The organism is Martinezella sp. CNPSo 3732 (genome assembly GCF_057784515.1).
The window spans coordinates 646,655-670,442 of record NZ_JBXSOO010000001.1; the positions used below are offsets into that span (position 1 = coordinate 646,655).

Here is a 23,788-nt window from a genome sequence, read left to right on the forward strand (position 1 = left end):
GGAGGGCGTGGCCGACATAGTGGCCGACATAAAGGAAGAATACGATGGCGCGGACCGGCAAGATGAAGCTTGGAACTTTCGTCTATACGTTCGGCTTCCATCCGGCCTCCTGGCTGCATCCGGCAAGCGATGTCAACGGCGCCAACGACTTCGCTCATCTGCTCGATGTCGCCAAACGATCCGAGGCGGCCAAATTCGATTTCATGTTCATGGCGGATTCTCCGGCAGCCGCCGTCGGCGATCCGAATGCGCTTGCCCGCATTCCAACCAAGATGAACCGCTTCGAGCCCCTGTCGCTGCTCTCGGCCCTGGCGGTCACGACCAACGATCTCGGTCTCGTAGCAACGGTCTCGACAAGTTACTATGAACCCTACAATGTAGCCCGTCTGTTTGCCTCGATCGACCATCTGAGCAAGGGCCGCGCCTGCTGGAATGTCGTCACGTCAGACCATGACGAAACGGGCTACAATTTCAATCGCGAAGGGCTCGATCCGCACGCGCTGCGCTACGAGCGTGGCAACGAATTCGTCGACGTCGTCTTCGGCCTTTGGGACAGCTTTGAGGAAGGCGCACTCCTTCTCGATCGCGAATCCGGCGTCTACTATGACAAGGACAAGCACCACACGCTCAACCACAAGGGCAAGCACTTCCAGGTTCGCGGCCCCCTCAATATAGCCCGAACACCGCAGGGCCGTCCCGTCATCGCCCAGGCGGGCGGTTCCGAACCCGGAATGGACATGGCGGCACGCACGGCCGAGATCGTCTTCAGCCTCGCATCGAATATCGAGCGGAACCGGTCCTTCTACGACAATGTCAAAAGCCGGATGGCTACCTATGGCCGCGAGAGAGACGATCTGAAAATCATGCCGGGCATCGTCATCAATGTCGGTGAAACCGAGGCCGAGGCAAAGGCCAAGGTAGACTATCTGATCGACAAGATGCATCCCGATGTCGGGCGGTTGATGCTCTCCGAATTCCTGGAGGCGGACCTGCGTGGCGTGGCTCTCGATGAACCCTTCCCGATGGAGCGGCTGCCGGCCGCCCCGAAAGGGTCGCGTGCCCTGTTCGACGAACTGGTCGATTTCGTCAAGAGCGGCCACACGGTCGGCGAACTGATTCGGCACTATGCCGAGAAGCACACCGGAAATGGTATAACGGGCACGCCGTCCCAGATCGCCGACTACATGGAAGAGTGGTTCGAGACGCGTGCCGCCGACGGCTTTATCCTGATGTTTCCGACCTTGCCGTCCAGCCTCGACGACTTTGTGCGGCTCGTCCTGCCGGAGCTTCGCCGCCGCGGCCTGTTCCGCGAGGAATATGAAGGCAAGACATTGCGCGAAAACCTCGGCATTTCAATGCCGGCAAACCGCTTTGCCAAGAGCTGAGGGCCGGTCCGATGGGTGACGAGGCTCTGATCAGCGATGAGGAATTCAGACTATCGATGCGGCACCTGGCGGGCGCGGTCAGCGTGATAACGGTCGGAGATGGCCAAGACCGGACCGGCTTCACCGCAACGTCGGTTTCCTCATTTTCGGTGGAGCGGCCTTCCGTCATCGTCAGCGTCAACAGGACCTCTTCCTCCTGGCCGGCACTGCAGCGGTATGGCTGTTTCTGCGTCAACGTACTCGCGGCCGACCAGCAGCACGTCGCGCAATCCTTTTCAGGTATCGACGGACGCAAGGGCGCCGATCGCTACGCGGGTGCCGGGTGGTATCACCTCAGAACAGGTGCCGCCGCACTTGAAAATGCCCTGACTGTTCTCGACTGCAAGCTCGAGACCGCATTCCATCACCATTCCCATGCCATTCTGATCGGGCATATCTGCGCGATGGAAATCCGGCAGGACATTGGACCGCTACTCTATTGGCGAGGCGATTATCATGACCTTCCGGCGGCGGTTGATGAGCGTTATCTAGCGTAGACGATCCGGCAATAACCTGATCGAGGCAACATCGACATTGGCAAAGGCAAATCTAAGGTAGCGCTCCTGCCCCTCGCCGAAATATGCCCCGGGAATGCAGACCACGCCGCGTTCCCTCGCAAGTTCTTCGGCCACCTCAGACGACGATCGGCCCTCGAAAGGATGGCGAACAAAGGCGAAATAGGCGCCGATCGCCGCAATCTCCCAGCCCACCAACTCGGAAAACACTCGTCTCAAAGCATCGGCACGGCGAGCGATTTCCAGCCGGTTGCCGGCCCGCCAATCGGCAAGCGCTGGCAAAGCCGAGGCAACGGCGATCTGAGCCGAACGCGGAGCGCAGATCTGCATATTGTCCATGACCTTCGCGATCTCCGCGATGAGCCCGGGGCCCGCCATGACAGCACCGAGGCGATGACCAGGGATGCAGAAGGATTTCGAAAAGCTGTAGAGAAGAACGAGCGTATCCTCCCAACTCGGCTCCGACAGCAAGGCGTGCGGCCGGCCGTAACCTTCGGCGAGAAAATCGCGGTAGGTTTCGTCAACGACCAGCCAGGCGCCATATTTTCGGCAGAGCCTGAAAAGCGCGTGAAGCAGCTCAGGCGGATAGACTGCTCCGGTAGGATTGTTGGGTGTAACGACGGCGAGCATCTTCGCGCCGGCGGAAAGTGCGGCCTCTGCTGAACCGAGATCCGGGAGAAAACCGGCGGCTGAATCGCAGTCGACCAGCATCCGCTCGATTCCCAGCATCGATAGCGTCGTGTCATGATTGAAATAGAAGGGATTGGTGAGCGCGACCGTATCGCCGGCGCCAGCAAGCGCAATCGCCGTGCACATGAACGCCTGATTGCAGCCGGCCGTGATATGGATATTGCCGGCAGATATGTCCGCGCCGTAAACGTCTGCGACATGTGCGGCATAGGCCTGCCGCAGCAAAGGCTCGCCCTCGATCGGCCCGTATCCGGTCATCGCCTGCTGCCCAGCCGTCTCGGCAAGAAGCCGCAGCATCTCCGGATGTGCGGGATAGCCCGGCACGGCCTGCGACAAGTCGATGAGCGGCCCCTTTTGCCCTTTGTATTCGCGGCCCCAGGCAACGACGGAAGGGATGGGCGGAGGGGAGAGGCGGGCAACGAGCGAATTGGATTTTGCAGCGGTCATATCGATTTCTCTTTGATACCGATTGCTACAACGATACCAATTGTCTTCTCAACCTCTTTGTTGAGTGAGACGGACATCAAGTGGAGACGCATGCGCATGGTGTGGGACAAGATGCGGCTCGAACAGCTGCGCGCGGAATTTGCAGACAGCAAAGGCGGCGAGATATTCGACGAGAAGTTTCGCAAAGTCGCAGAGAAGATCATCTCCAAGAGCGGCACGAGACTGGCACCATATGCCGGTGTGCCGACTTTCCTCAGCGCGCCCTACATGCAGGTCGCAGCTGACGAGCCTGATTTCGGCAATCTCCAGGTCGCGATCACGGGGATACCGATGGATCTCGGCGTCACCAACCGTCCCGGCTCCCGCTTCGGACCGCGCGCACTTCGCGCCATCGAGAGAATAGGTCCTTATAACCATGTTCTGGGAACAGCGCCGGTCTTCGATCTTCGTGTCGCCGACATTGGCGACGTACCGTTTCAGAGCCGATATCGGCTTGAGCTCAGTCACGACGACATCGAAAAGCGGATCGGTCAGATCGTCGATGCCGGCGTCGTGCCGCTCTCGGTCGGGGGTGACCACTCCATTACCCATCCCATTTTGAAGGCGGTCGGCCGGAAGGAGTCGGTGGGCCTCATTCATATCGACGCGCACTGCGACACCAGCGGTGCCTTCGATCAGACGAAGTTTCATCATGGCGGACCGTTTCGCAACGCGGTGCTGGATGGCGTGCTCGATCCGACGAGGACGATCCAGCTCGGCATCCGCGGTTCGGCGGAATATCTATGGGAATTCTCCTATAAGTCGGGAATGACCGTGATCCACGCAGAAGACATCAGTGCAATGGGGATGGAAGCCGTCATTGCCAAGGCCAAATCCATCGTCGGTGACGGCCCGACCTATCTCTCCTTCGACATCGACAGCCTCGATCCGAGTTTTGCCCCCGGTACGGGCACGCCCGAGATCGGCGGATTGACGACGCGCGAAGTTCTTGAACTGATACGCGGGCTGAAAGGCATAAATCTGGTGGGTGGCGACGTCGTCGAGGTTGCTCCCCAATATGATGCGACCACCAACACCGCACATGCAGGAGCTCAAGTGCTCTTCGAGATACTGAGCCTCATGGTGTTCAGCCCGTCGATCGGCAAACGCTGAGCGTTGCGGGCCAATCAACACGAAGTCCGCGAATAATCTCTGGCAGCATCGCCGCAGGTTGACCGGAGACCGAACAATGGAATCCAGGACGACAATTAGCGTTCTCGATGAAACAAGCGCTGATGGAGAGGTCGTCCTGGCAAAGCGGCAACTCGACACGCATATCACTGGTATTCGTGATACCTAGACAGATGCGGACGCCTGGCGTTAAGCTTCGGCTTTGTAACGGCGATACCAGAACCATGAACATGATTGGATCCCCCGGGAAATCGGGAGAAGACAACGAGGAAAAGATACTGACCAATCCGGCGCGGCTTGGAGGCCGTCTGAGGCTCGCCAGGCAAACCCGGGGCTTGACTCTCAAGGCTCTCGCTCTGGCTGCGGATTGCTCCGAAAGCCTGCTGTCGAAAATTGAAAACGGCAAGGCTTCGCCCTCGTTACCGATGCTGCATAGACTTGTCGGTGTTCTGGGTACGAATATTGGCTGGATGTTCGAGGAGGCCGACGGTGAAGAGGGCATTGTCTTCCGTTCGGGAACAAGGCCTTTGATTGGACTCGACCCATTGCGCAGAGGGGAAGGCATCTCTCTCGAACGGATTATCCCCTATTCGCAAGGTCATCTGCTGCAATGCAACATCCACCACATCGAGGCCGGAGGTCAGAGTGCCGGGCCGATCCAGCATGTGGGCGAGGAGGTCGGATATGTTCTTGCCGGCGAAATCGAACTGATGGTTGGTGAACGCACTTTCCGGCTTTCCGTCGGCGACAGCTTCGTCTTCAACTCCGAACTGCCCCATTGGTATCGCAATGTCGGATCGGAGCGCGCAAGCATCTTCTGGGTGAATACGCCGGCGACTTTTTAGCGCCAACGGCTATCCTGGAGCGAACTTACGATCATCTTCAAAATCATCAATTCAAGTGACTTGACAAGAATTCAAGTTACTTGAATACTCCCCTTGCAATCCAAAAACATGGGGAACGATCATGCGTCTTAAAAAATATCTGTTCGGTTGCGCGGTCGGCGCAACAATCGCACTTGCTGGCAGTGCCGGCGCCGCGATGGCGAATACGCTGGCTCTCGTGACGATCAACCAGCAGGCTCTGTTTTTCAACCAGATCAATGACGGCGCTAAGGAGGCGGCAAAGAAGGCCGGCGCCGATCTTGTCATATTCAACGCCAACAACGTGCCGAGCGCACAGAACGATGCCATCGAGAACTACATCACCCAGAAGGTCGACGGCATCATTTTGGTCGCCATCGACGTAAACGGCGTGAAGCCGGCAATCACCGCCGCCAAGAAGGCCGGCATCCCGGTCATCGCCATCGATGCCCAGATTCCGAACGGCGACAACATCGCCTTCGTGGGTGTCGACAACACCAAGGCGGGCGAGGAGATCGGCAAATTCTATTCCGAGTACGTCAAGGACAAGCTGGGCGGCAGCGCCAAAGTCGGCGTGGTCGGCGCACTCAATTCCTTCATCCAGAACCAGCGTCTTGATGGATTCAAGGCGGCGGTGAAGGCTGGCGGCCAGAAGGTCGACTTCCTCGATACCGTGGATGGTCAGAACGTGCAGGATGTTGCGCTCAGCGCAGCGGAAAATCTCATTACCGCCAATCCCGACATGACGACGCTCTATGCGACCGGCGAGCCGGCACTCCTTGGAGCCGTTGCGGCTGTCACCAGCCAGGGCAAAACAGGTAACGTGAAGGTCTTCGGCTGGGATCTGACCAAGCAAGCGATCGAGGGTATCGATCAGGGTTGGGTGACGGCCGTTATCCAGCAGGATCCGGCCGGCGAAGGCAAGGCGGCCGTCGAAGCGCTCGTCAAGGTGAAAAAGGGCGAGAAGATCGATCCGATCATCAATGTGCCTGTCACCATCGTCACCAAGGAAAATGTCGACAAGTTCCGGGGCATGTTCAAGTAGCTCCCGCATCTCGTCACGTCGTGGCCGGTCGCATCGGCCATGACGTTGTGGCATCATGGCTGAGGCCATTTCCGCAAGGCAGCATTGATATGACAAACGCTGATACCTACCGCGTCAGGATGACCGGCATTTCCAAACGCTATGGCACGATGCAGTCGTTGGACAATGTATCGTTGACCTTGAAACCGGGCGAGGTTCTCGGCCTTGTCGGTGACAACGGTGCCGGCAAATCGACCTTGAGCAAAGTTCTTTCAGGCGCGGTGATCCCGGATTCGGGAACGATCGAGATCGACGGCAAAGCAGTTTCCTTTGCCTCGCCCGCTGACGCACGCGCCGCGCATGTCGAGATGGTCTATCAGGATCTGTCCCTTTGCGACACGGTCGATGTGGCAGGAAATCTCTTTCTCGGGCGCGAACCGAAATGGAAGCTCGCGGGCATTCCGATCCTCGACAAGAAGACGATGCATGAACGGGCGCGCCATATGCTGGAAGGGCTCGGCATCGTCATTCCGGACACGCATCTGAAAGTCGAGAATCTCTCAGGCGGCCAACGTCAGTCGATTGCGATCGGACGTGCGGCTTCGTTCAATCCGTCAGTCCTCATCATGGACGAGCCGACGGCGGCGCTTGCAGTTGCCGAAGTCGAAGCGGTGCTGGAGCTCATCCGCACGGTCAGCGCCCGCGGCGTCAGCGTTATTCTGATTACACATCGCCTGCAGGATCTCTTCCTCGTCTGCGATCGCATCCAGGTGATGTATGAGGGGCAGAACGTCGCCGAGCGCCTCATCGCCGAAACGAACATCGAAGAAGTCGTCAACCTGATCGTCGGTCGCAAGTTCTCCGCACGCTCGGCCGGCCAACATACCGAGCGAGGCGCTTCCGTATGACCATGACATCCTCTCACGCCCAAACCGCCCCCTCATCCCGTTTGCGCAAGGCACGCCTCTATGACAAGGCCATAGCCAATGGCGGCATTGTTTCGATCGCGCTGTTTTTCATCGCGGTCTGTATTTTCTTCTCCCTCTTTACAAACGTCTTTCTGACCGCGCCCAATCTCTTGAACGTCGTCAGACAATCGGCGCCTCTGTTGATCGTGGCAGCGGCCATGACCTTCGTCATCACGACAGGCGGTATCGATCTTTCGGTTGGATCCGTATTGGCCCTTGCCGCAACGCTTTCGGCTGCCTGCCTTCAGGCCGGTATCCCTTGGCCGCTGGTTGTCGTTCTGATGATGCTTCTTGGCGCGGCGACCGGATTAATCCAAGGATATTTCATCGCCTATGAGCGGATCCCCGCCTTCATCGTCACGCTGGCCGGGCTATCGGTCATCAGGGGCCTCGCACTTCTCATCACCGGCGGCTACTCGATCCCCGTCGATCCGCAAAGCCCGTTCACGGCGATTGGCCAGGCCTGGTTCTTTGGCATCCCTGCCCCCGCGATGATCGCGATCGTCGCCCTCGTCGCGGCCTATATCGCCTTCAACGAAACGCCGTTCGGGCGATACGTCACCGGCATCGGTGCCAATGCCGAGGCGGTGCGCCGTGCCGGCGTCAACACGCGGCGCGTCACCTTGTTCGTCTATGTGATATCGGGTGTTGCAGCGTCGGTTGCCGGCATCATTCTTGCCGCGCGCCTGGGATCCGGCTCCTCAAATGCCGGGCAAGGCTTCGAACTCGATGTCATTGCCGCAGTTGTCCTGGGCGGTACGAGCCTGTTCGGCGGGCGCGGTTCAGTGGTCGGAACGGTGCTCGGAGCACTGACGGTTGCGGTTATCGCGAACGGCCTGATCCTTTCGCACATGTCGCCCTTCTTCACGCCGATCGTAACCGGGGTCATCATCCTCGTGGCAATCTGGTTGAACTTCCGCCTTTTCAAAGGCGCAGCAAGGGGCCGCTGAGCATGATGGATCATCTCTTTGCCGAGGGGGCCAGAACGCGTCATGCCATTGGTGTTCACACCGGATGCGCAATGACCGTACTTGGTCCCATCCCGGTCACGGAAATGGGCGTGACGCTCATGCATGAGCACATCTTCCTTGATGGAGCGACCTCATGGAAGTGCCCTTGCCATCCAGACGAAAAGGCGATCGCTGAACGGCCGGTTGGAATAGAGATCATCGGCGAGCTGCGGATGAACCCCTATATGAACCGCGACAACGTCTCGCTGGATGATCGGGATTTGGCGCTCGCCGAACTTTCCCGCTTCCAGAAGCTTGGCGGCCATACCGTGGTCGAAACCACCAACTTCGGCATAGGGCGCGATGCCGAACAATTGGCCCGCATCGCCCGCATGTCCGGTCTGAAGATCATCATGGGGACCGGCTTCTATCTGGAGCATACGCATCCGGAGTGGCTGAAGGGCATGGATCTGGAGGAGGTCACCGCCTTCATCGTCAACGACGTCGGCGGCGGCGAGACCCAGCCTGACGTCATCGCCGGCATCATCGGCGAGGTCGGCGTCAGCAAGGACTTTACATCCGAGGAGCAAAAGTCCCTCAGGGCATCGGCGCGAGCCTCGAGGCTGACAGGCCTGCCTTTATCCATCCATTTGCCGGGATGGGAGCGCCTTGCCCATCGCGTCCTGGACGTGGTCGAAGAAGAAGGCGCGGACCTGCGTCACACTGTGCTCTGCCACATGAATCCCAGCCATAATGATCTTCAATATCAAAAGAGCCTCGCGGAACGCGGTGCCTTCCTGGAATATGACATGATCGGTATGGATTATTATTACGCCGATCAGGATGCTCAATCGCCATCGGACGAGGAGAACGCCAGGGCGATCAGGGCGATCATAGACCTGGGCTTTGCCGATCGGCTGCTTCTGTCTCAGGACGTCTTTCTCAAGATCATGCTGACCCGCTATGGCGGTTTCGGCTATGGCTATATTCTCAAGCATTTCCTGCCGCGACTGAAGCGTCACGGTGTCGATCAGCAGGCGATCGACCAAATGCTGATCACCAATCCCCAATCGGTATTTTCCGCCTCGGCCTGAAGGTCGAGTGCATTCAAGGAGCAGACATGAGCAAGAAAAAGGTTCTTCTGGCGGGTGAATCATGGGTTTCGACCGCCACCCATATCAAGGGTTTCGATCAGTTTCCGACGGTGACCTATCACACCGGTGCCGACGAATTGCTGAAGGCGTTGAAGGACAGTGCCTTTGACGTCACCTTCATGCCAGCCCATGAGGCGCAGCGCGATTTTCCGCTGACGGCCGAAGCGCTCGCGGAATATGACGCGATCGTTCTATCCGATATCGGCGCAAACACGCTGCTGTTGCATCCCGATACCTGGATTCATTCCAAAAGGACCCCGAACCGGCTGAAGCTGCTGCGCGATTACGTTACAAATGGCGGCGCGTTGCTGATGTTCGGCGGCTATTACAGCTTCCAGGGCATCAATGGCGGCGCGCGCTATCATAAAACGCCGGTGGAGGACGTGCTGCCGGTAACCTGCCTTGCCATCGATGATCGCGTTGAAGTTCCTGAGGGATTTTCGCCCGTCGTAACGGGCAATGATGCCCACCCCATTCTCAAGGGTCTCGGAAACGATTGGCCCTACCTTCTCGGTTTCAACGAGGTGAAGGTGAAGCAAGGAGCTGAAGTGCTTGCGACGGTTTCAGGCGAATATGGTTCGCAGCCACTTTTGGTAACCGGCACCTATGGCGCCGGCAGGACACTCGTCTGGACTTCGGATGTCGGCCCACACTGGCTGCCGCCCGAGTTTATCGCCTGGAGCGGCTACAAGACGCTCTTCGAGCAGATGCTGGCCTGGGCAACGCGCAAGGACTGACGCCCATGCGCCTCCATGTCGTCGGCAATGTCTGTGTCGATACGAGCTTCCGCCTGCCGCGCCTGCCGCGCCCGGGGGAAACGCTCAACGCGACCTCGATCGTCGAAGGCATAGGAGGCAAGGGTGCCAATCAAGCCGTTGCGGCGGCGCGAAGCGGGGCAGTCGTGTGCTTCTGGAGCGCACTTGGCGACGACGACATGGCCGGTGGCGTGACGGAGGTGCTGAAGAGCGACCTTGAGGTCGATCGACTGATCCGCCTGCCTCTCCCCACCGACCGTTCGACGATCCTGTTGGAAGAAGGCGGCGAAAACGCCATCGTCAGCGCCGTCGCCTGCGCGCGAGCCTTCGATCCGATCCGGCAATCGGCTTTGGCGCAGACCTGGAGCAAGGGCGATATCCTTCTGATGCAGGGCAACCTCTCCAGGGAGGTCACCGCCAGCTGTCTGGAACTTGCCGGAAGGTCGGAACTGAAGACGGTGCTCAATGCCAGTCCACTATCGGACATGACGGTCGAGGATCTTGCCGATGTGGATCTTGTCATCGTCAATCAAGGCGAAGCCTCGGCACTGACAGGCATGGAAAGCCTAGCCGCAGCAGCAAATGTGCTTTTCGGCAACGGAGTTAGAAGCGTCGTCGTGACGCTTGGAAGCCAAGGCAGCCTCATATGGGATCGGGCGGATCATGCGCCTGTTATCCTCGCGGCGCCCAAGAGTGCGGTGGTTGATACCAGCGGTGCCGGTGACTGCTTTGCGGGCGTCCTCGTCGGCCTGCTCGCACAAGGAAAATCCCTGATTGCAGCTGCAAAAGTGGCAACCGAGGCCGCCGGCATCTCGGTCGGTCGCCTTGGGACGCTCGCCTCCTACCCCTCACGGGTGGAAATTTCGGACATCATCAAGATATCAGAACTGGAAAACACATGAGTGGGACAATGAAGCCCATCGGGCAGGTAGCCGACAACGCGCTCATCGATCTTTTCGGGCGCGAAAAGGTGATCATAGGGGTCGTTCACCTGGCTCCGCTTCCCGGTGCGCCGCGCTATTCGGGCGACAAGATCGAGACCGTCTACCAGCGCGGACTTGACGATGCCCGCGCCTACCTTGCAGGCGGCTGCGATGCCGTGATCATCGAAAATCACGGCGACATTCCTTTTTCCAAGCCCGATGACATCGGCCCTGAGACCCCGGCCTATATGGCCGTCATCTCCGATCGCATCCGCCGCGAACTCGGCGGCCCGATCGGCATCAATGTTCTTGCGAATGCCGCCATTCCGGCGCTTGCGATCGCCAGTGCGGCAGGTGCGGGCTTCGTACGCGTCAATCAATGGGCAAATGCCTATGTCGCCAATGAAGGCTTCATCGAGGGCGAAGCGGCGCGCGCAATGCGCTATCGCGCTCGGCTCAATGCCCATGGCATCCGCATCTTCGCCGATGCCCATGTCAAACATGGAGCGCATGCCATCGTTGCGGACCGACCGATCGAAGAACAGGTCAAGGATCTCGTCTTCTTCGACGCGGATGCCGTTATCGCCACCGGCCAAAGGACGGGCCATGCAGCCGATCTCGACTACATCAGAATGATCAGGCAGGCAGCCGGCCTGCCGACGCTCGTCGGCAGCGGAGTGACGCCGGAGAATGGTAGCGACATTCTGTCGGTAGCCGATGGCGTGATCATTGCAAGCTCACTGAAGTATGACGGCGTCTGGTGGAACGCAGTCGATCCGCAACGGGTAAAAGACTTCGTGACAGGCATCCATCGATGAAGCCATACCCAAAAATCAATGCGCAGCGTCTGCTGCGGCGCATTTCCGACTTTGCAACGATCGGCGCGACGCCAGCGGGAGGGGTGAACCGGCAGGCGTTGAGCATCGAGGATAGGACAGCCCGGCGCCTGCTTGCTGACCTGGCCATTGCCCGCGGATTCAGCGTCCAGCAGGATGCGATAGCCAACCTTTTCATCCGACGTGAAGGATGCAATCCCTCGGCTGCGCCAGTCCTGATCGGTAGCCATCTTGACAGTCAGCCCACGGGAGGCAGGTTCGATGGCGCTCTCGGGACGCTGTCTGCCTTCGAGGTACTGGAAGCCCTGGAGGATGCAGACGTCGTCACGGAGCGATCCATCGAGGTCGTGTCGTGGACCAATGAGGAAGGTAGCCGCTTCTCCCCCGGCTGCATGGGATCGATGGCCTTTGTCGATGCGGGCGACATGGCCGGGTGGCAGGATACGCGTGGCAACGACGGAGCAAGGCTTGGCGATGAATTGGCGGCGACATTGAAGGCGCTGCCGGAAGCCAAGATGCAGCCGGTCGGCCATGCCGTATCTGCCTTCATTGAGTTGCATATCGAGCAGGGACCCGTGCTCGAGCACGCGGGCATTCCGATCGGCCTCGTCACCGGCGTACAGGGAACCAGGTGGCTTGAGGTTTCCTTCAGCGGCGAGGCAGCCCATGCTGGCACGACTCCGCTGGAATTCCGCAAAGATCCCATGGCGGCCGCTGTGGCGGCGATTGCGCAGCTGCAGCTCGTCGTCATGCCGGCCGACCCGATGGCGCGGCTGACCGTTGGTCGAATGAACGTCGAACCCAGTTCCGTCAACGTGATTCCAAGCAGGGTCACATTCACCATCGACATCCGCCATCCGCGGGAAGACGTGCTTTCCTCCATAGAAGCCCAGATCGATGCAGAATGCCGCGCGTCGGCCAAACGTCATATGGTCGATGTGCTCATCAAAAAACGCTTCGACTTGGCACCTGGAAAATTCGACACAACGATCATCGATGTGATCGACAATGCTTGCGAAAGGCTTGGCGTTTCCAACATGAAATTGGTTTCAGGCGCTTTTCACGATGCACTTTTCGTCAGCCGCGTTGCACCGACAGCGATGATCTTTGTTCCGTGCCGAGACGGCATCAGTCATAACGAGGCCGAATTCGTCACCTCGGAAAATATCGAGACAGGCGCAAAGGTGCTGCTCGAGACCGCCCTTTCTTTGGCACGACGAGCAATGGTCAACGCCCCTTAAAGGCCGCCGACGATAGCGAACCGTTAGGTCAAGATGAGCGGGGTGGGAAACCAGGGCAGATCAAGCGATGCGGAACTGTTTACGCAAGATCTTGTCGAACAGCCCAGCGCTTGCGAACCGCCGCAGCATGCTCACCATACGCGCCGCATTGCCCGCAGTATATCGCCGGCGCGGGGCGTCATCGTTGGCTGCCTTGAGGATGACTTTGACGATCACTTCCGGCAGGTCGGCCTTGGGCATCACATCCCGCAGCAGTGCCGAGACAGCCTCGCGCGCTTGATCGTATTCGGGTTTCCGCTGGTCGGGCTTCATACCGTTCTGATCGAAAACGGTCCGGACATATGCCGGTTCGATGATGGAAACGCGGATATTGAAGGCGCGAACCTCGTGATCGAGCGATTCCGAGTAGCCCTCGACCGCATGCTTGGCAGCGGAGTAATGTGCCGAATACGGCGCAGGGATAACGCCGAGGATGGAGCCTATATTGAGAATTCGGCCGCCGCCCTGGCGCCGCATCACGGGCAGAACGGCGTTCGTCATCCTCATGACGCCGAAAAAATTGACATCGAAAAGGGCCTGCGACTGCGCGATTGAGGATTCCTCTGCGCCGCCGAACATGCCTACACCGGCATTGTTGACGAGGAGGTCGATCTTGCCCGCCCGCGACACGACGTCGGCGACCAATGCCGAGACAGACGCCTCGTCGGTCACGTCGCACGCCAGCATCGTGACCCCCTTGGGACCGTCATTGGGGATTTTCCGGCTCGTTCCAAAGACCTTGAAACCGGCGCTGGCAAGTCCTTCGGCGGTGGCATAGCCGATACCGGAGGATGCCCCGGTCACGATCGCAGTTCTTATGGCCATACGTTTTCCTTCCGGTGGAAGTCTCGGACTACACGTCAGAGACCATTTGCATTACGACCATTTATTGATATTATGGTCGTAATGCAATAGGAATTCGGAACAAGCTTCATGCGATATGAAAAAGGCCGGAAAGACACCTCGCGCCGCAGAATCATGGATGTTGCTATCGAGCACTTCCGCACGGATGGAATTGCGGGCTCGGGTCTTGCGGCGATCATGAAAGATGCGGGCCTGACGAACGGGGCCTTCTATCCGCATTTTCCCTCGAAAACCGATCTTGTTCGGGAGACTATTTCGGACGCGCTAGCTAGGCAGTCCGAATGGCTGCGGGAGGTGCTGGACGAAGGAGGGATCGAACGCCTGATCGACATCTATCTTTCGCCCGAACACCGTGACAATCCTGGACAGGGCTGCGCCTCGGCGGCGCTGCTGCCGGAGCTCGCGCGGCAGCCGGAAGAGACCCGCGGCATGTATGCCAAACAGTCCCACACCCTTGTGCTGCAGCTTGCAGATGCACTTCCGACAGATATCGAAGCGAAGGAAGATGTGGCCTGCGCGATCTTTGCGACCCTGATCGGGACGCTCCAATTGGCGCGCGCAGTCGACAAAGAGACGTCGGATCGCATCCTGCAGAGTGCCAGGAATTCGATACGCGCCTTGGCAAACCTGCACACTCACCGGCTTTCATAGCCTGAATGAACAGCAGCGCGCTTGGTGCACGTTCGAGTGACGTTACACGCGGCGCCCTTGCCTCGGCGACACCTAAGTCTGTGCAGATCGCACGGAAAAGCAATCCTTGCCAGGCAAGGAAAATAGATCGGAGATCACCAGTGAAAGCCTATGTCGTCGATAAATACAAGAAGAAGGGCGCGCTACGCCTCGCCGAGTGGCAAGATCCGGGGGTTCAGAACGCCGACATCCTCGTGCGCGTCCATGCCACATCCGTCAATCCGCTCGATTCCAAGGTCAGGGATGGCGAGTTCAAGATTTTCCTGCCGTACCGTCCACCCTTCGTCCTTGGTCACGACGTCGCTGGGACCGTCGTCAAGGTCGGCCCGGCCGTAAGCCGCTTCAAGGTCGGCGACGAGATCTATGCCCGCCCGAGGGACCTCCGTGTCGGCACGTTTGCGGAGTTCATCGCCATCCATGAGGACGATGCCGCGCTCAAGCCCCGGACGCTAACGATGGAAGACGCATCGTCCATGCCACTCGTCGCGCTGACGGCGTGGCAGGCCCTGGTTGATGTCGCAAAGGTGAAACCGGGCCAGAAGGTCTTCATCCAGGCGGGCTCGGGCGGCGTCGGCACAATCGCGATCCAACTTGCCAAGCATCTGGGCGCGACGGTCGCTACGACGTCGAGTGCGAAGAATGCCGCTCTGGTTAAAAGTCTCGGTGCAGACGTTGTGATCGATTACAAGACTCAGGACTTCGAGAAGGTTCTCTCGGGCTACGACGTCGTCCTGAACAGCCAGGATCCGAAGACTCTTCTGAAATCCCTGAATGTCCTGAAGCCGGGCGGCCATCTCGTCTCGATTTCAGGCCCGCCAGACCCGGCGTTTGCTGCCACTCTCGGGATGAGCGCCCTTCTGAAGCTCGTCGTGCGGATGCTGAGTCGGAGCGTGCGCAAGAAGGCAAAGAGCCTCGGCGTTCACTATTCCTTCCTATTCATGCGCGCTGACGGTCGGCAATTGGAGCAGATCGCCACGTTGGTTGATAGCGGCGCGATTCGCCCCGTTGTGGACAAGGTATTTCCCTTCAGCCAGACGCCCGAGGCACTTGCCTATGTCGAAACGGGCCGTTCGAAAGGCAAGGTCGTGATCAAGGTGCAGTAGCAGCTTTTCTATTGGAGCAGTGAGACAGTAATCCTGCAGCGCGCACTTCGACCACACCGCTGCAGGTTTCATGTGATGGTCACGCCAACCACATAGCTGGCTCAACCTCGCTCGGGCAGAAAGGACGGCGTATGGAAGCTGCCCTCGCGTTTATGGCATCGGACCATTCAAGCGGCGCTGGCGAGTAATTTGAGCGCATCAGTATCGCAAATGGTAGCCGATCGGAAAGAGAGGTTTACGGGTGTCGTGCGGCACATCCGATTTCTGCGCGCGTACGTCGTCCATCGATGAAGGAAGTTCCAAAGGCAGCTTGCCTTCGGCTTTTTGCCTGCCTTGGATCGCATCAAATAACGCCGCGTCGCTTGCGCCGAAATTGGCGAGGATGGCGCCGGCCCGGTCGAGGAGACCGGTCAGGATCGCCGGCCGCGCCAGATAGACCGTGACGATGGTCGGGACCTCCTTGGCGGCACTCTTGAAGGCCTCGAAGTCGGCATTGCCGTCCTTGAAATCGAGATCGCCCTCCTGGTGACGAGAACCGAAGAAATAATTCATGTGCGGCTGCTGATAGGGTGCATTCAGTCGCACCAGCGCGAAATCAGCTTCACGGGCTGTGGCAACCACCGTAAAGCCGCGGGCAACCGCTACTTTCGGATCGACGCCGTAAAGGAACACTTTCTTGCCACTCTGGACCGGCAAAAGCTTAGCTTTATTGTCGAGCAGTACCATTGCCCTGGCCTGCGCGGCGTTCGCCTCTGCCGCAAATGCTGGATTGCCGACGATCGCGCGCGCCTTTTCGGGATCGACATAGGGGTTCTCGAACAGGCCCTGCTCGAACTTCTGGATCAATATCCGGGTTGCGGATTGATCGATGCGCTCTTTGCTGATCTTTCCCTCCTTCACCGCTTCAACCAGAAGGTCCGAGGACGTCACTCCGCCGAACTGATCGATACCGGCATTGACGGCTTTTGCGAACCGGTCGACGCGGCTCATATCCTCCACGCCCCAAGGCATGCCAAAGGTTTCCTCGTTGAGGGTGGGCTTCACACCTGGCTTTTCTCCATCCAGACACGCCCCCTTGCAGTCGTTGGTGATGAGCCAATCACTGAGGATGACACCGTTGAAGCCATATTTTCCGCGCAGGAGGTCGGTTAGAAGCTGCTTGCTGTATCCGGCCCCGACCGCTTCCAGCGGCTTGCCGTCAAGGATCACGCCGTCCAGGATCGAGTATGTCGGCATCACGCCCCCGACCTTTGCTTTGAAGGCTCCCTCAAAAGGAATGAGGTGCTCGGCAAAATTGTTGTCGGGAAAGGTCGCGTGGCGACCATAGGCGTTGTGGCTGTCGTAACCGTCCTTTGCCGCGCCATAACCGACCCAATGCTTGGCGACCGCGATCACGCTGTCTTTGTTGATGCCGTTCTCGCCGTTCTGGAACCCGGCGACATAGGCTTCCGCCATGGATTTGGAAAGTTGCGCATCCTCCCCGAACGTGCCGTTGATGCGTGGCCAGCGAGGATCGCTGGCAAGATCGACCTGGGGAGACAATGCCTCCTGAATGCCGACGGCGCGATATTCCTGGCGGGCAACGTCGCCAAACCGCCGCATGAGCGCGGCGTCGCCGATCGCCGCGAACCCGAGGGTTTCAGGCCACTTCGAGAAACCCCCAGCCGCAACGCTCGCACCCAGCACGAACTGAAAGTGATTGCGCGGATCGGTGCTGATCGTCGCCGGAATACCGAGCCGCCCAGCCTCCGCGATCTCTTGGAGCTTGTTGTTTTCTTCAGCTAGGGCAGCAGGATCGCCGGCCAGCCTTGTGATGAAAGTGACGACCTTGCGCTTCTCGATCATGTCCGTGGCACGGCCAAGATCATATTCGGTCCCAACCCCCATGCCGGAGCCGGGGCCTACGGATGGCGCCGTGCCATGCATCATGAGCCCGGCCTTTTCCTCCAGTGTCATCTGCTTGACAAGATCGGCGGCCCGCTCGGCAGCCGGCAGGCGCCAGTCCTCGTAGGCATCGAGTTTGCCGTTGCGATTGAGATCCTTGAAGGAAAGTCCGTCAACGGTCAGCGTCCTGGCGACGCGAGCCGAAAGCAATGGCTGCTCCTGCGACAAAGCTGTCGAAGCGACCAGCGATACGACCGCACATAGGGCAATGAACTGTTTCATGGCATCCCTTCCGAAAGAATTTCAGTCGATCCCGGCAAAGTGAAGGGCGCAGACTTGCGCCGCCTCGTGTGCTTGGCGGACCCTGTCGGCTCGCCGATCCCCATCAATTCGCAGATGCGAATTGTAAGCATAACCTAACCTAATTCATCGACGATCGGGTTGCTGAGAATACCGAGCCCATCGATTTCCACCTCCACGACATCGCCCGGCTTCATCCACAGCGGCGGCTGCCGCTTGGCGCCAACCCCGCCTGGTGTGCCGCTGACAATAACGTCGCCCGGCTCCAACCGCGTGAAGCTGGAGCAATATTCGATCTGCCGGGCGATATCGAAGATCATCTGGCCGAAGGTGGCGTCCTGCACGACTGCCCCATTGAGACGCGTCTGAATGCGAAGATCGGGCAGAGGACCGAGCTCCTCCGGCGTCATCATCCAAGGCCCGAAGGCGCCGGTGTCAGGAAAGTTCTTGCCCGGCGTGAACTGATGCGTATGACGCTGGAAATCACGCACGCTGCCGTCATTGTAGCAGGCATAGCCGGCAACGTATCCCATGGCCTCGTCGCGGGTGATGTAACGGCCTGATTTGCCGATGATGACCGCCAACTCGCCTTCGAAATCGAGTTCCACCGACACTTTCGGGCGCACGATCGGGGCGAGATGGCCGGTCTGGCTATTGGCATAGCGGGCAAAGATCGTCGGATTTTCCACCTCCGCACGCCCCGTCTCCTTGCGATGCATTTCGTAGTTCAGGCCGACACAGAGGATCTTGTCGGGATTGGGGATTACCGGCAACCATTCGATTTCACCGAGCGGCGTGGCGGCAGCGGAGGCGGCTGCTTCGGCAACGCCGGCAAGACCGGCTGCCACAGCCGATTTGAGATCGGCATAGCGCGCTGCGAGAGCCGCGCCGGCATCGAGGAAGCGATCGTCCTCGACAACGCCCCAGGTCGGACGGCCGGCGATCTTGACGGTGGACAGTCTCATGGTTCTTGCTCCTTTAGGGGGTCGGACTGGGTGGCGGGCGCTTTCACACCCGCTGCATTTGATCGGCGAAGCGCGTTATCCTGCCGAAGCGTTCAATGGTGCGATCCGGAAAGATCAGCGCGAAGGCGGAAATTGCGCCGATGATGAGGATTGCGGCTGTGAACAGCATGGCGTTTGCATAACCGGCCGCGACATGATCGGGTCCGGCTGCCTGCACGATCATGCCGGTGACGGCATTGGATGCGAGTGCGGACACCGCATTTGCCGAATAGATCACGACGATCAGCCGGCCGCGCTGGACGGCGGGCGCGACGCTACCGAGCGTGATCGGGCCGTAGATCGTCGTAAGACTCGGAGCGGCAAAGGCGATCGCGATCAGCGCCAGTTGCAACGGACCGCTGACATGAACCGAGGCAATCAACGCCAATCCACTGACGAGAAGCGCATAGCCCGAAGCGCTGCCGAGCGCGGCGCGTTTGCTGACGCCCTTCTGAAGCATGCGCTGCGCAATCCATGAACCGACCAGCAACAGCGGCGACTGGAAGATATAGACGGCCGAAATGATCGAGCCGGTTTCAGACTGCGAATAGCCGAGACCTTGCTGCAGGAAGGGTGGCAGCCACGTGGCCGACATGCCGACGATCCAGTAGGACATGGTCGACATGATGATGACGCCGATCACGGTCGGGTCGAGCCAAAGCTTGCGGGCTGGAATCGGGGTCTCTCCCACCACGGCACGGGCCTTTTCATTTTCTGCAACCGCATGCGGCCCCTCGCCGCCGATCAGTAGCCAGGCGATGATCCAGGCGATGCCGATCAGCCCGCAGAAAAGGAAGCCCGAGCGCCAGCCGTAGTGGACGATGACATAGGTGAGGATCGGCCCGCCGGCGAGCAGGCCGACACTGATGCCCTGCAACACGACGGCGCTCGGGACGCTGCGCTTTTGCGGGCTGAACCAGTTATGGCAGGCATGCAATGCTGTCGGCAGTCCGGGTCCCTCGCCGAGGCCGAGCAGGATGCGGCAGGCGACCAGAACGGTGACCGAACTGGTGAAATAGATCGGAATCTGCGCGATCGACCAGATTGCCGCGAGAATAACGAGGATCCATTTGACGGGGACGCGACCGATCACGAAAAGGCCGACGAGAACGCCAGAAATGGAGAACAGCAGAAAGAAGCTGCTGCCGATCAACCCGAACTGCTGTGGCGAAATACCGAGGTCTTTCATGATCGACACGGCAGAGAGGCCGAAGACCAGCTTGTCGAAGAAGTTCAGCGTCTGGAACAGAAAAAGCAGAATAAGGACGGCAAGAGGTTGCCATTTATTGGTTGTATCGGCGGTTGACTCGGACATGTGTTCCTCCCAGAACCTCAATGTAAACTGCAATTGCAGACGCGGAACTCAAGCAAGGCGAGTGCGCAGGTCCGCGATCTGCTGGCGAAGCGCCTCAACGTTGCGGGCAGCACCAAAAACATAATGATCAGGACGTACGAGCGCGGCGACCGCGCCGTGCCGCTCGAACCAGGCCGAGAGCACGCCATCCTTCTCTCGGAGTGCCGACAGATCGATTGCGTCTGCATCTCCGGGCACAACGGCTTTCACCACGATCCCGTCGATCTCTTCGGCAAGCGCTTCTCCCTCGGCCATCCCGATCCGGCGGCCGTCGAGCACAAGCCGCCATTCCGGTCCCGTAAAGGCATCCATCAAGCGCGGAACGGGGTCTTCGACGATTGTCGGCTGCGGGAACAACAATCCTCGCGCCGGCGTGCCTTCTTCGGCGATCAGCCCATCCTCGATGGGCGGGACGATTTCCTGCCGGGTGATGGTAAGAGGCCGACCGCCGCCCTCGGCAAGTATGCGGGCATCACGCGCCGCGGCGGCATGCGGATCGCGTTCGCAAATCGTCTGGCCGATCGCCTTGATCTTGCCGGTCAGCGTCTGCACATGCCGCTTGCGTTCCACCGTGTAGGTGTCCAGCAGCGCCTCGGGCGACCGCCCCTTCAGGATGCGGTCGAGCCGCCAGACGAGATTGGAAACGTCGCGCAGGCCCTGGCACATGCCCTGTCCGATAAAGGGCGGCTGCTGATGCGCGGCATCGCCGGCGATCAGCACCCTGCCCCGCCGCCATACGTCGGCAACGAGTGCATGAAAACGGTAGGCGGCGGCACGCCACAGCTCGCCGTCTTCGGGCATCAGCCAGGGCGACAGCAATCGCCAGACATTGTCGGGCTTTTCCATCTCGCGCGGATCTTCGCCCGGCAGAAGCATGATCTCCCACCGGCGATGGTTCTTCGGCCCCATGATGTAGCTGGTCGGACGCGCCGGATTGCAGAACTGGGCCGAAGTCTGCGGCAGCTTGCCCAGCGCGGTTTCGTGTACCTGCACATCGACTACGAGCCACGGCTCGTCGAAGACGAGATCCTCGAGCTTCATTCCCGACAGCTCACGCACGCGGCTTGAGGCACCGTCGCAGCCGATCACATATTTTGCTGCGATCCTCTGGCTCTTGCCGGACGAATCCCGAAGTGTCACGACCACTTCATTCGCCCGTGGATCGAGATCGACCATGTCCGTGCCAAGTTCTATCGTCACGCAATCGAAGCTCTCGGCATGCCGCCTCAGCACGGCCTCGACCGGAGGCTGGGTGAACACCATGCTCGGGGTATAGCCGAGAGGATAAGGCTCAGGCACCATGTCGATACGACGGATGAGCTGCCCCTCTGCGCCGAAGTGCTGGGAGGCCGTGAACGGTGCGATATGGGGAAGCACCTCGTCGGCAATGCCCATATTGTCGAAATGGCGCAGGATTTCGTGGTCGAGCGCGATAGCGCGCGGCTTGTCGTAGATACCGGTCAACCGATCGACAACGAGGGTGGAATGGCCTCGCGCCCCGAGCATGCCGGCGGCGACTGCCCCTGCCGGACCGAAGCCGACCACCAGCACGTCATAGCGGTTCAAAATATCACTTTCGTTCGTCACAGGCATGCCTCTGCAAATGTCTACTGGGCGCGTCAGGCGCGAGAAAATCCGATGGAAATCTGCGCCTTCTTGCAGGCGTCGCTTTTTGGAGGCGCAATGCCCCAATGATCGGTCCGGCCGGGCGGCCAGACCCATTCCTCCGGCCCTCTGAAGCGATAGCTGTCGTCCACCTGTAGGACTTCAGTGGTGTATTCGATCACCACGCCTTGCGGATCGACGAAATAGGCAAAGACATTGTCGCCCGGTCCATGCCGGCCGACACCCCAACCGATCGGATAGCCGTGATCGACGACGCGGCCGGAGCCTCTCATGAGGGATTCGAGATCGGGCATCAGGAAGGCGACATGGTTCAGCCCATTGACCGGCGCCTCGGCCAGCACGACTGCATGATGGTCGTCATTGCAGCGCAGGAAGGCCATGAGTTTCGATCGGTCCGTCAGACGGAAACCGAGGACATCGCGATAGAAGTCCGAAAGCGCCTCGATCTCGGCGCTGTTGATATTCACGTGAGCAAGACGCTGCGGCCGGTTGGCAACGACGATACCCTGCTTGCGGCGGTCGCCATACACAAATTCCAGCACCGAGCCTTGCGGCTCACGGATGACGAAACGTTCGCCGCCAGCCGGACCATCGGCGGGTCCGATGTCGCGCAAGACAGTACAGCCTGCAGCAATCGTCTTTGCGAAAAGCGACGCCAGCACTTCAGCCGTGCCGACGCGAAAACTGATCTTGCGCAATTCCGAGCGGCCGCTTTGCTTTAATTCCAGCACATGAAAATCATCGCCCGTTGCCGCCAGGAAAATCTTGTCCTCCGCTTCGGCGACGACATCCAGGCCCCAGATGCGGGTATAAAAATCGACAGACGTCGCAAGATCGGGCGTCCCCAGTTCCACGCTGCGCAAAGCGATGACAGGAAATTCAGTCATGGATCAAACCTCGTCCAAACCCAGGAAAGCCCGCGCGTTGGCAAATGTCAGGCGCTCGCGCAACTTTGCGTCCGCGAACGCTTCCTCGATGCGAGCGACGGGCTCTTTCTCCCGAAAATTGAAAGGATAGTCGGTTCCAAGCAGCACGCGCTCCTCCCCGAACACGGCGACCAGGCGGTGCAGCATGTCCGCATCGAAGACCAGCGAATCCACATAGAGATGTCGCGCCTGCACTGCGGGGCTCTCTTGCATAATCTCGTTGAGCGCCGGGAAGGCTGAATAACCCCGTTCCAGCCGCGGCAGCAGCGAGGCAAATGTGCCGCCGCCATGACTGAAGGCGATCCGCAGTTTTGGGAATTTCTGAAGTAGCCCGCCAGTGATCACGGATGCGGCTGCCAGACCGACATCGGTCGGATATCCGAGCACCTGCTGAAGCGGAGCCGGCCCGAGCAACCGCTCCATGCCCGTCGGGCGCACCGCATGCACGAAGACCGCCGCATCAAGCTTCTCCGCCTCCGCAAAAAAGGAATGAAAACGAGGATCGCCGATCGGCACGCCATTGATATTGCTGCCGATCTCGACGCCGCGAAAACCGAATTCGCCGACAATGCGGTGCAGTTCAAGGTTGGCAAGATCAACATCCTGAAGCGGAAGCCCGCCAAGGCCGACAAAGCGCCCCTCGTCTTCGGCAACGATCGCGGCAATCGCGTCGTTGACATATCGGATAAGATCGCAAGCTGCGTTCGTTTCGATCCAGTAACCGAAAAGTTCCGGCATAGGCGACAGAGCCTGAACCCGGATGCCGGTCCTATCCATCTCTTCCAGCCGACGTTCGGCGACCCAGCAGGCATCGCTGACCGTACGATAGGGTTTGTCATCGATGACGACGGTCGAATGGCAGGCATCAGCGGTCACCATCGATGGCCAGCCGCGAACCGCTATACCGTTAGCCTGAGCCGGAAAGCGGGCAGGCACTACATGACAATGGACATCGATGCCACGGCAGGTGCAGCCACTCATAAAGGTGCCGCGCACCCCTTTTTCCGCTCCGCTCATTGAATCCTCCCTCGTCAACGT

General features: G+C 59.4%; 22 protein-coding genes. 14 read left to right on the forward strand and 8 right to left on the reverse strand.

Translation table 11 applies throughout. The features are described from left to right. Window positions 1–44 precede the first annotated feature (44 nt). Window positions 45–1,385 carry an LLM class flavin-dependent oxidoreductase gene (locus AC13RM_RS03010; protein ID WP_488554547.1) on the forward strand — a complete coding sequence of 447 codons (1,341 nt, stop codon included), beginning with the start codon at window positions 45–47 and terminating at the stop codon, window positions 1,383–1,385. An 11-nt stretch (window positions 1,386–1,396) separates the two neighbouring features. Then, window positions 1,397–1,921 (forward strand): flavin reductase family protein, encoded by a 525-nt coding sequence (locus tag AC13RM_RS03015; RefSeq protein ID WP_374817754.1) that lies wholly within the window; start codon window positions 1,397–1,399, stop codon window positions 1,919–1,921. Here the strand turns inward: AC13RM_RS03015 and AC13RM_RS03020 are convergent. Next, window positions 1,913–3,076, reverse strand: a complete 1,164-nt coding sequence (locus AC13RM_RS03020; protein WP_374817756.1) for an aminotransferase — start codon at window positions 3,074–3,076, stop codon at window positions 1,913–1,915. The two genes, AC13RM_RS03015 and AC13RM_RS03020, sit on opposite strands and share 9 nt — an antisense overlap. A 96-nt stretch (window positions 3,077–3,172) precedes the next feature. Here AC13RM_RS03020 and speB point away from each other — a divergent pair, with 96 nt between their 5' ends. The 10 genes from speB (at window position 3,173) to AC13RM_RS03070 (ending at window position 12,960) form a co-directional block, all read left to right on the forward strand. Next, window positions 3,173–4,228, forward strand: coding sequence for an agmatinase (gene speB / locus AC13RM_RS03025; RefSeq protein WP_374817758.1), 1,056 nt, complete (start codon window positions 3,173–3,175; stop codon window positions 4,226–4,228). A gap of 248 nt (window positions 4,229–4,476) precedes the next feature. Further along, window positions 4,477–5,091, forward strand: a complete 615-nt coding sequence (locus tag AC13RM_RS03030; protein WP_113233132.1) for a cupin domain-containing protein — start codon at window positions 4,477–4,479, stop codon at window positions 5,089–5,091. A gap of 121 nt (window positions 5,092–5,212) precedes the next feature. Next, entirely contained in the window at window positions 5,213–6,154 is a 942-nt protein-coding gene (locus tag AC13RM_RS03035; RefSeq protein ID WP_374817761.1) for an ABC transporter substrate-binding protein, read from the forward strand. Between the two features lie 89 nt (window positions 6,155–6,243). Continuing rightward, the gene (locus AC13RM_RS03040; protein ID WP_374817763.1) at window positions 6,244–7,041 is read left to right on the forward strand and encodes an ATP-binding cassette domain-containing protein; all 798 of its coding nucleotides are present in this window, start codon (window positions 6,244–6,246) and stop codon (window positions 7,039–7,041) included. A 2-nt stretch (window positions 7,042–7,043) separates the two neighbouring features. After that, entirely contained in the window at window positions 7,044–8,051 is a 1,008-nt protein-coding gene (locus AC13RM_RS03045) for an ABC transporter permease (protein WP_374817960.1), read from the forward strand. 5 nt (window positions 8,052–8,056) lie between these two features. After that, a complete protein-coding gene (locus AC13RM_RS03050; RefSeq protein ID WP_285171179.1) occupies window positions 8,057–9,145 on the forward strand; it encodes a phosphotriesterase family protein in 1,089 nt (362 codons plus the stop codon). A 26-nt stretch (window positions 9,146–9,171) separates the two neighbouring features. Beyond that, window positions 9,172–9,942: a glutamine amidotransferase gene (locus AC13RM_RS03055; RefSeq protein ID WP_374817765.1), complete on the forward strand. Its 771-nt coding sequence runs from the start codon at window positions 9,172–9,174 to the stop codon at window positions 9,940–9,942. A gap of 5 nt (window positions 9,943–9,947) precedes the next feature. Beyond that, window positions 9,948–10,862 (forward strand): ribokinase, encoded by a 915-nt coding sequence (locus tag AC13RM_RS03060; protein WP_374817767.1) that lies wholly within the window; start codon window positions 9,948–9,950, stop codon window positions 10,860–10,862. Continuing rightward, window positions 10,859–11,701 carry a BtpA/SgcQ family protein gene (locus AC13RM_RS03065; protein WP_374817769.1) on the forward strand — a complete coding sequence of 281 codons (843 nt, stop codon included), beginning with the start codon at window positions 10,859–10,861 and terminating at the stop codon, window positions 11,699–11,701. The genes AC13RM_RS03060 and AC13RM_RS03065 overlap by 4 nt, the downstream gene beginning before the upstream one ends. Beyond that, window positions 11,698–12,960 (forward strand): Zn-dependent hydrolase, encoded by a 1,263-nt coding sequence (locus AC13RM_RS03070; RefSeq protein WP_374817771.1) that lies wholly within the window; start codon window positions 11,698–11,700, stop codon window positions 12,958–12,960. Before AC13RM_RS03065 ends, AC13RM_RS03070 begins: the two co-directional genes overlap by 4 nt. A gap of 60 nt (window positions 12,961–13,020) precedes the next feature. On the opposite strand, the gene AC13RM_RS03075 is transcribed toward AC13RM_RS03070, so the two are convergent. Continuing rightward, window positions 13,021–13,824, reverse strand: coding sequence for an oxidoreductase (locus AC13RM_RS03075; RefSeq protein WP_285171138.1), 804 nt, complete (start codon window positions 13,822–13,824; stop codon window positions 13,021–13,023). A gap of 153 nt (window positions 13,825–13,977) precedes the next feature. Between AC13RM_RS03075 and AC13RM_RS03080 the strand changes: the two genes are divergently transcribed. Further along, window positions 13,978–14,514: a TetR/AcrR family transcriptional regulator gene (locus tag AC13RM_RS03080; RefSeq protein ID WP_488554659.1), complete on the forward strand. Its 537-nt coding sequence runs from the start codon at window positions 13,978–13,980 to the stop codon at window positions 14,512–14,514. A 140-nt stretch (window positions 14,515–14,654) separates the two neighbouring features. Then, window positions 14,655–15,656, forward strand: coding sequence for an NADP-dependent oxidoreductase (locus AC13RM_RS03085; RefSeq protein WP_285171136.1), 1,002 nt, complete (start codon window positions 14,655–14,657; stop codon window positions 15,654–15,656). Between the two features lie 198 nt (window positions 15,657–15,854). On the opposite strand, the gene AC13RM_RS03090 is transcribed toward AC13RM_RS03085, so the two are convergent. From AC13RM_RS03090 to AC13RM_RS03115, 6 genes are all read right to left on the reverse strand, one after another. Then, window positions 15,855–17,822: a glycoside hydrolase family 3 protein gene (locus tag AC13RM_RS03090; protein ID WP_285171135.1), complete on the reverse strand. Its 1,968-nt coding sequence runs from the start codon at window positions 17,820–17,822 to the stop codon at window positions 15,855–15,857. 134 nt (window positions 17,823–17,956) lie between these two features. Then, window positions 17,957–18,805, reverse strand: coding sequence for a fumarylacetoacetate hydrolase family protein (locus tag AC13RM_RS03095; RefSeq protein WP_374817774.1), 849 nt, complete (start codon window positions 18,803–18,805; stop codon window positions 17,957–17,959). Window positions 18,806–18,848: 43 nt separating this feature from the next. Further along, the gene (locus tag AC13RM_RS03100) at window positions 18,849–20,159 is read right to left on the reverse strand and encodes an MFS transporter (protein ID WP_374817776.1); all 1,311 of its coding nucleotides are present in this window, start codon (window positions 20,157–20,159) and stop codon (window positions 18,849–18,851) included. A 48-nt stretch (window positions 20,160–20,207) separates the two neighbouring features. After that, window positions 20,208–21,785 (reverse strand): bifunctional 3-(3-hydroxy-phenyl)propionate/3-hydroxycinnamic acid hydroxylase, encoded by a 1,578-nt coding sequence (locus AC13RM_RS03105; protein ID WP_374817778.1) that lies wholly within the window; start codon window positions 21,783–21,785, stop codon window positions 20,208–20,210. 32 nt (window positions 21,786–21,817) lie between these two features. Further along, the gene (locus tag AC13RM_RS03110) at window positions 21,818–22,711 is read right to left on the reverse strand and encodes a VOC family protein (protein WP_374817780.1); all 894 of its coding nucleotides are present in this window, start codon (window positions 22,709–22,711) and stop codon (window positions 21,818–21,820) included. 3 nt (window positions 22,712–22,714) lie between these two features. Then, window positions 22,715–23,767 (reverse strand): amidohydrolase family protein, encoded by a 1,053-nt coding sequence (locus tag AC13RM_RS03115; protein ID WP_374817782.1) that lies wholly within the window; start codon window positions 23,765–23,767, stop codon window positions 22,715–22,717. Window positions 23,768–23,788: the final 21 nt, after the last annotated feature.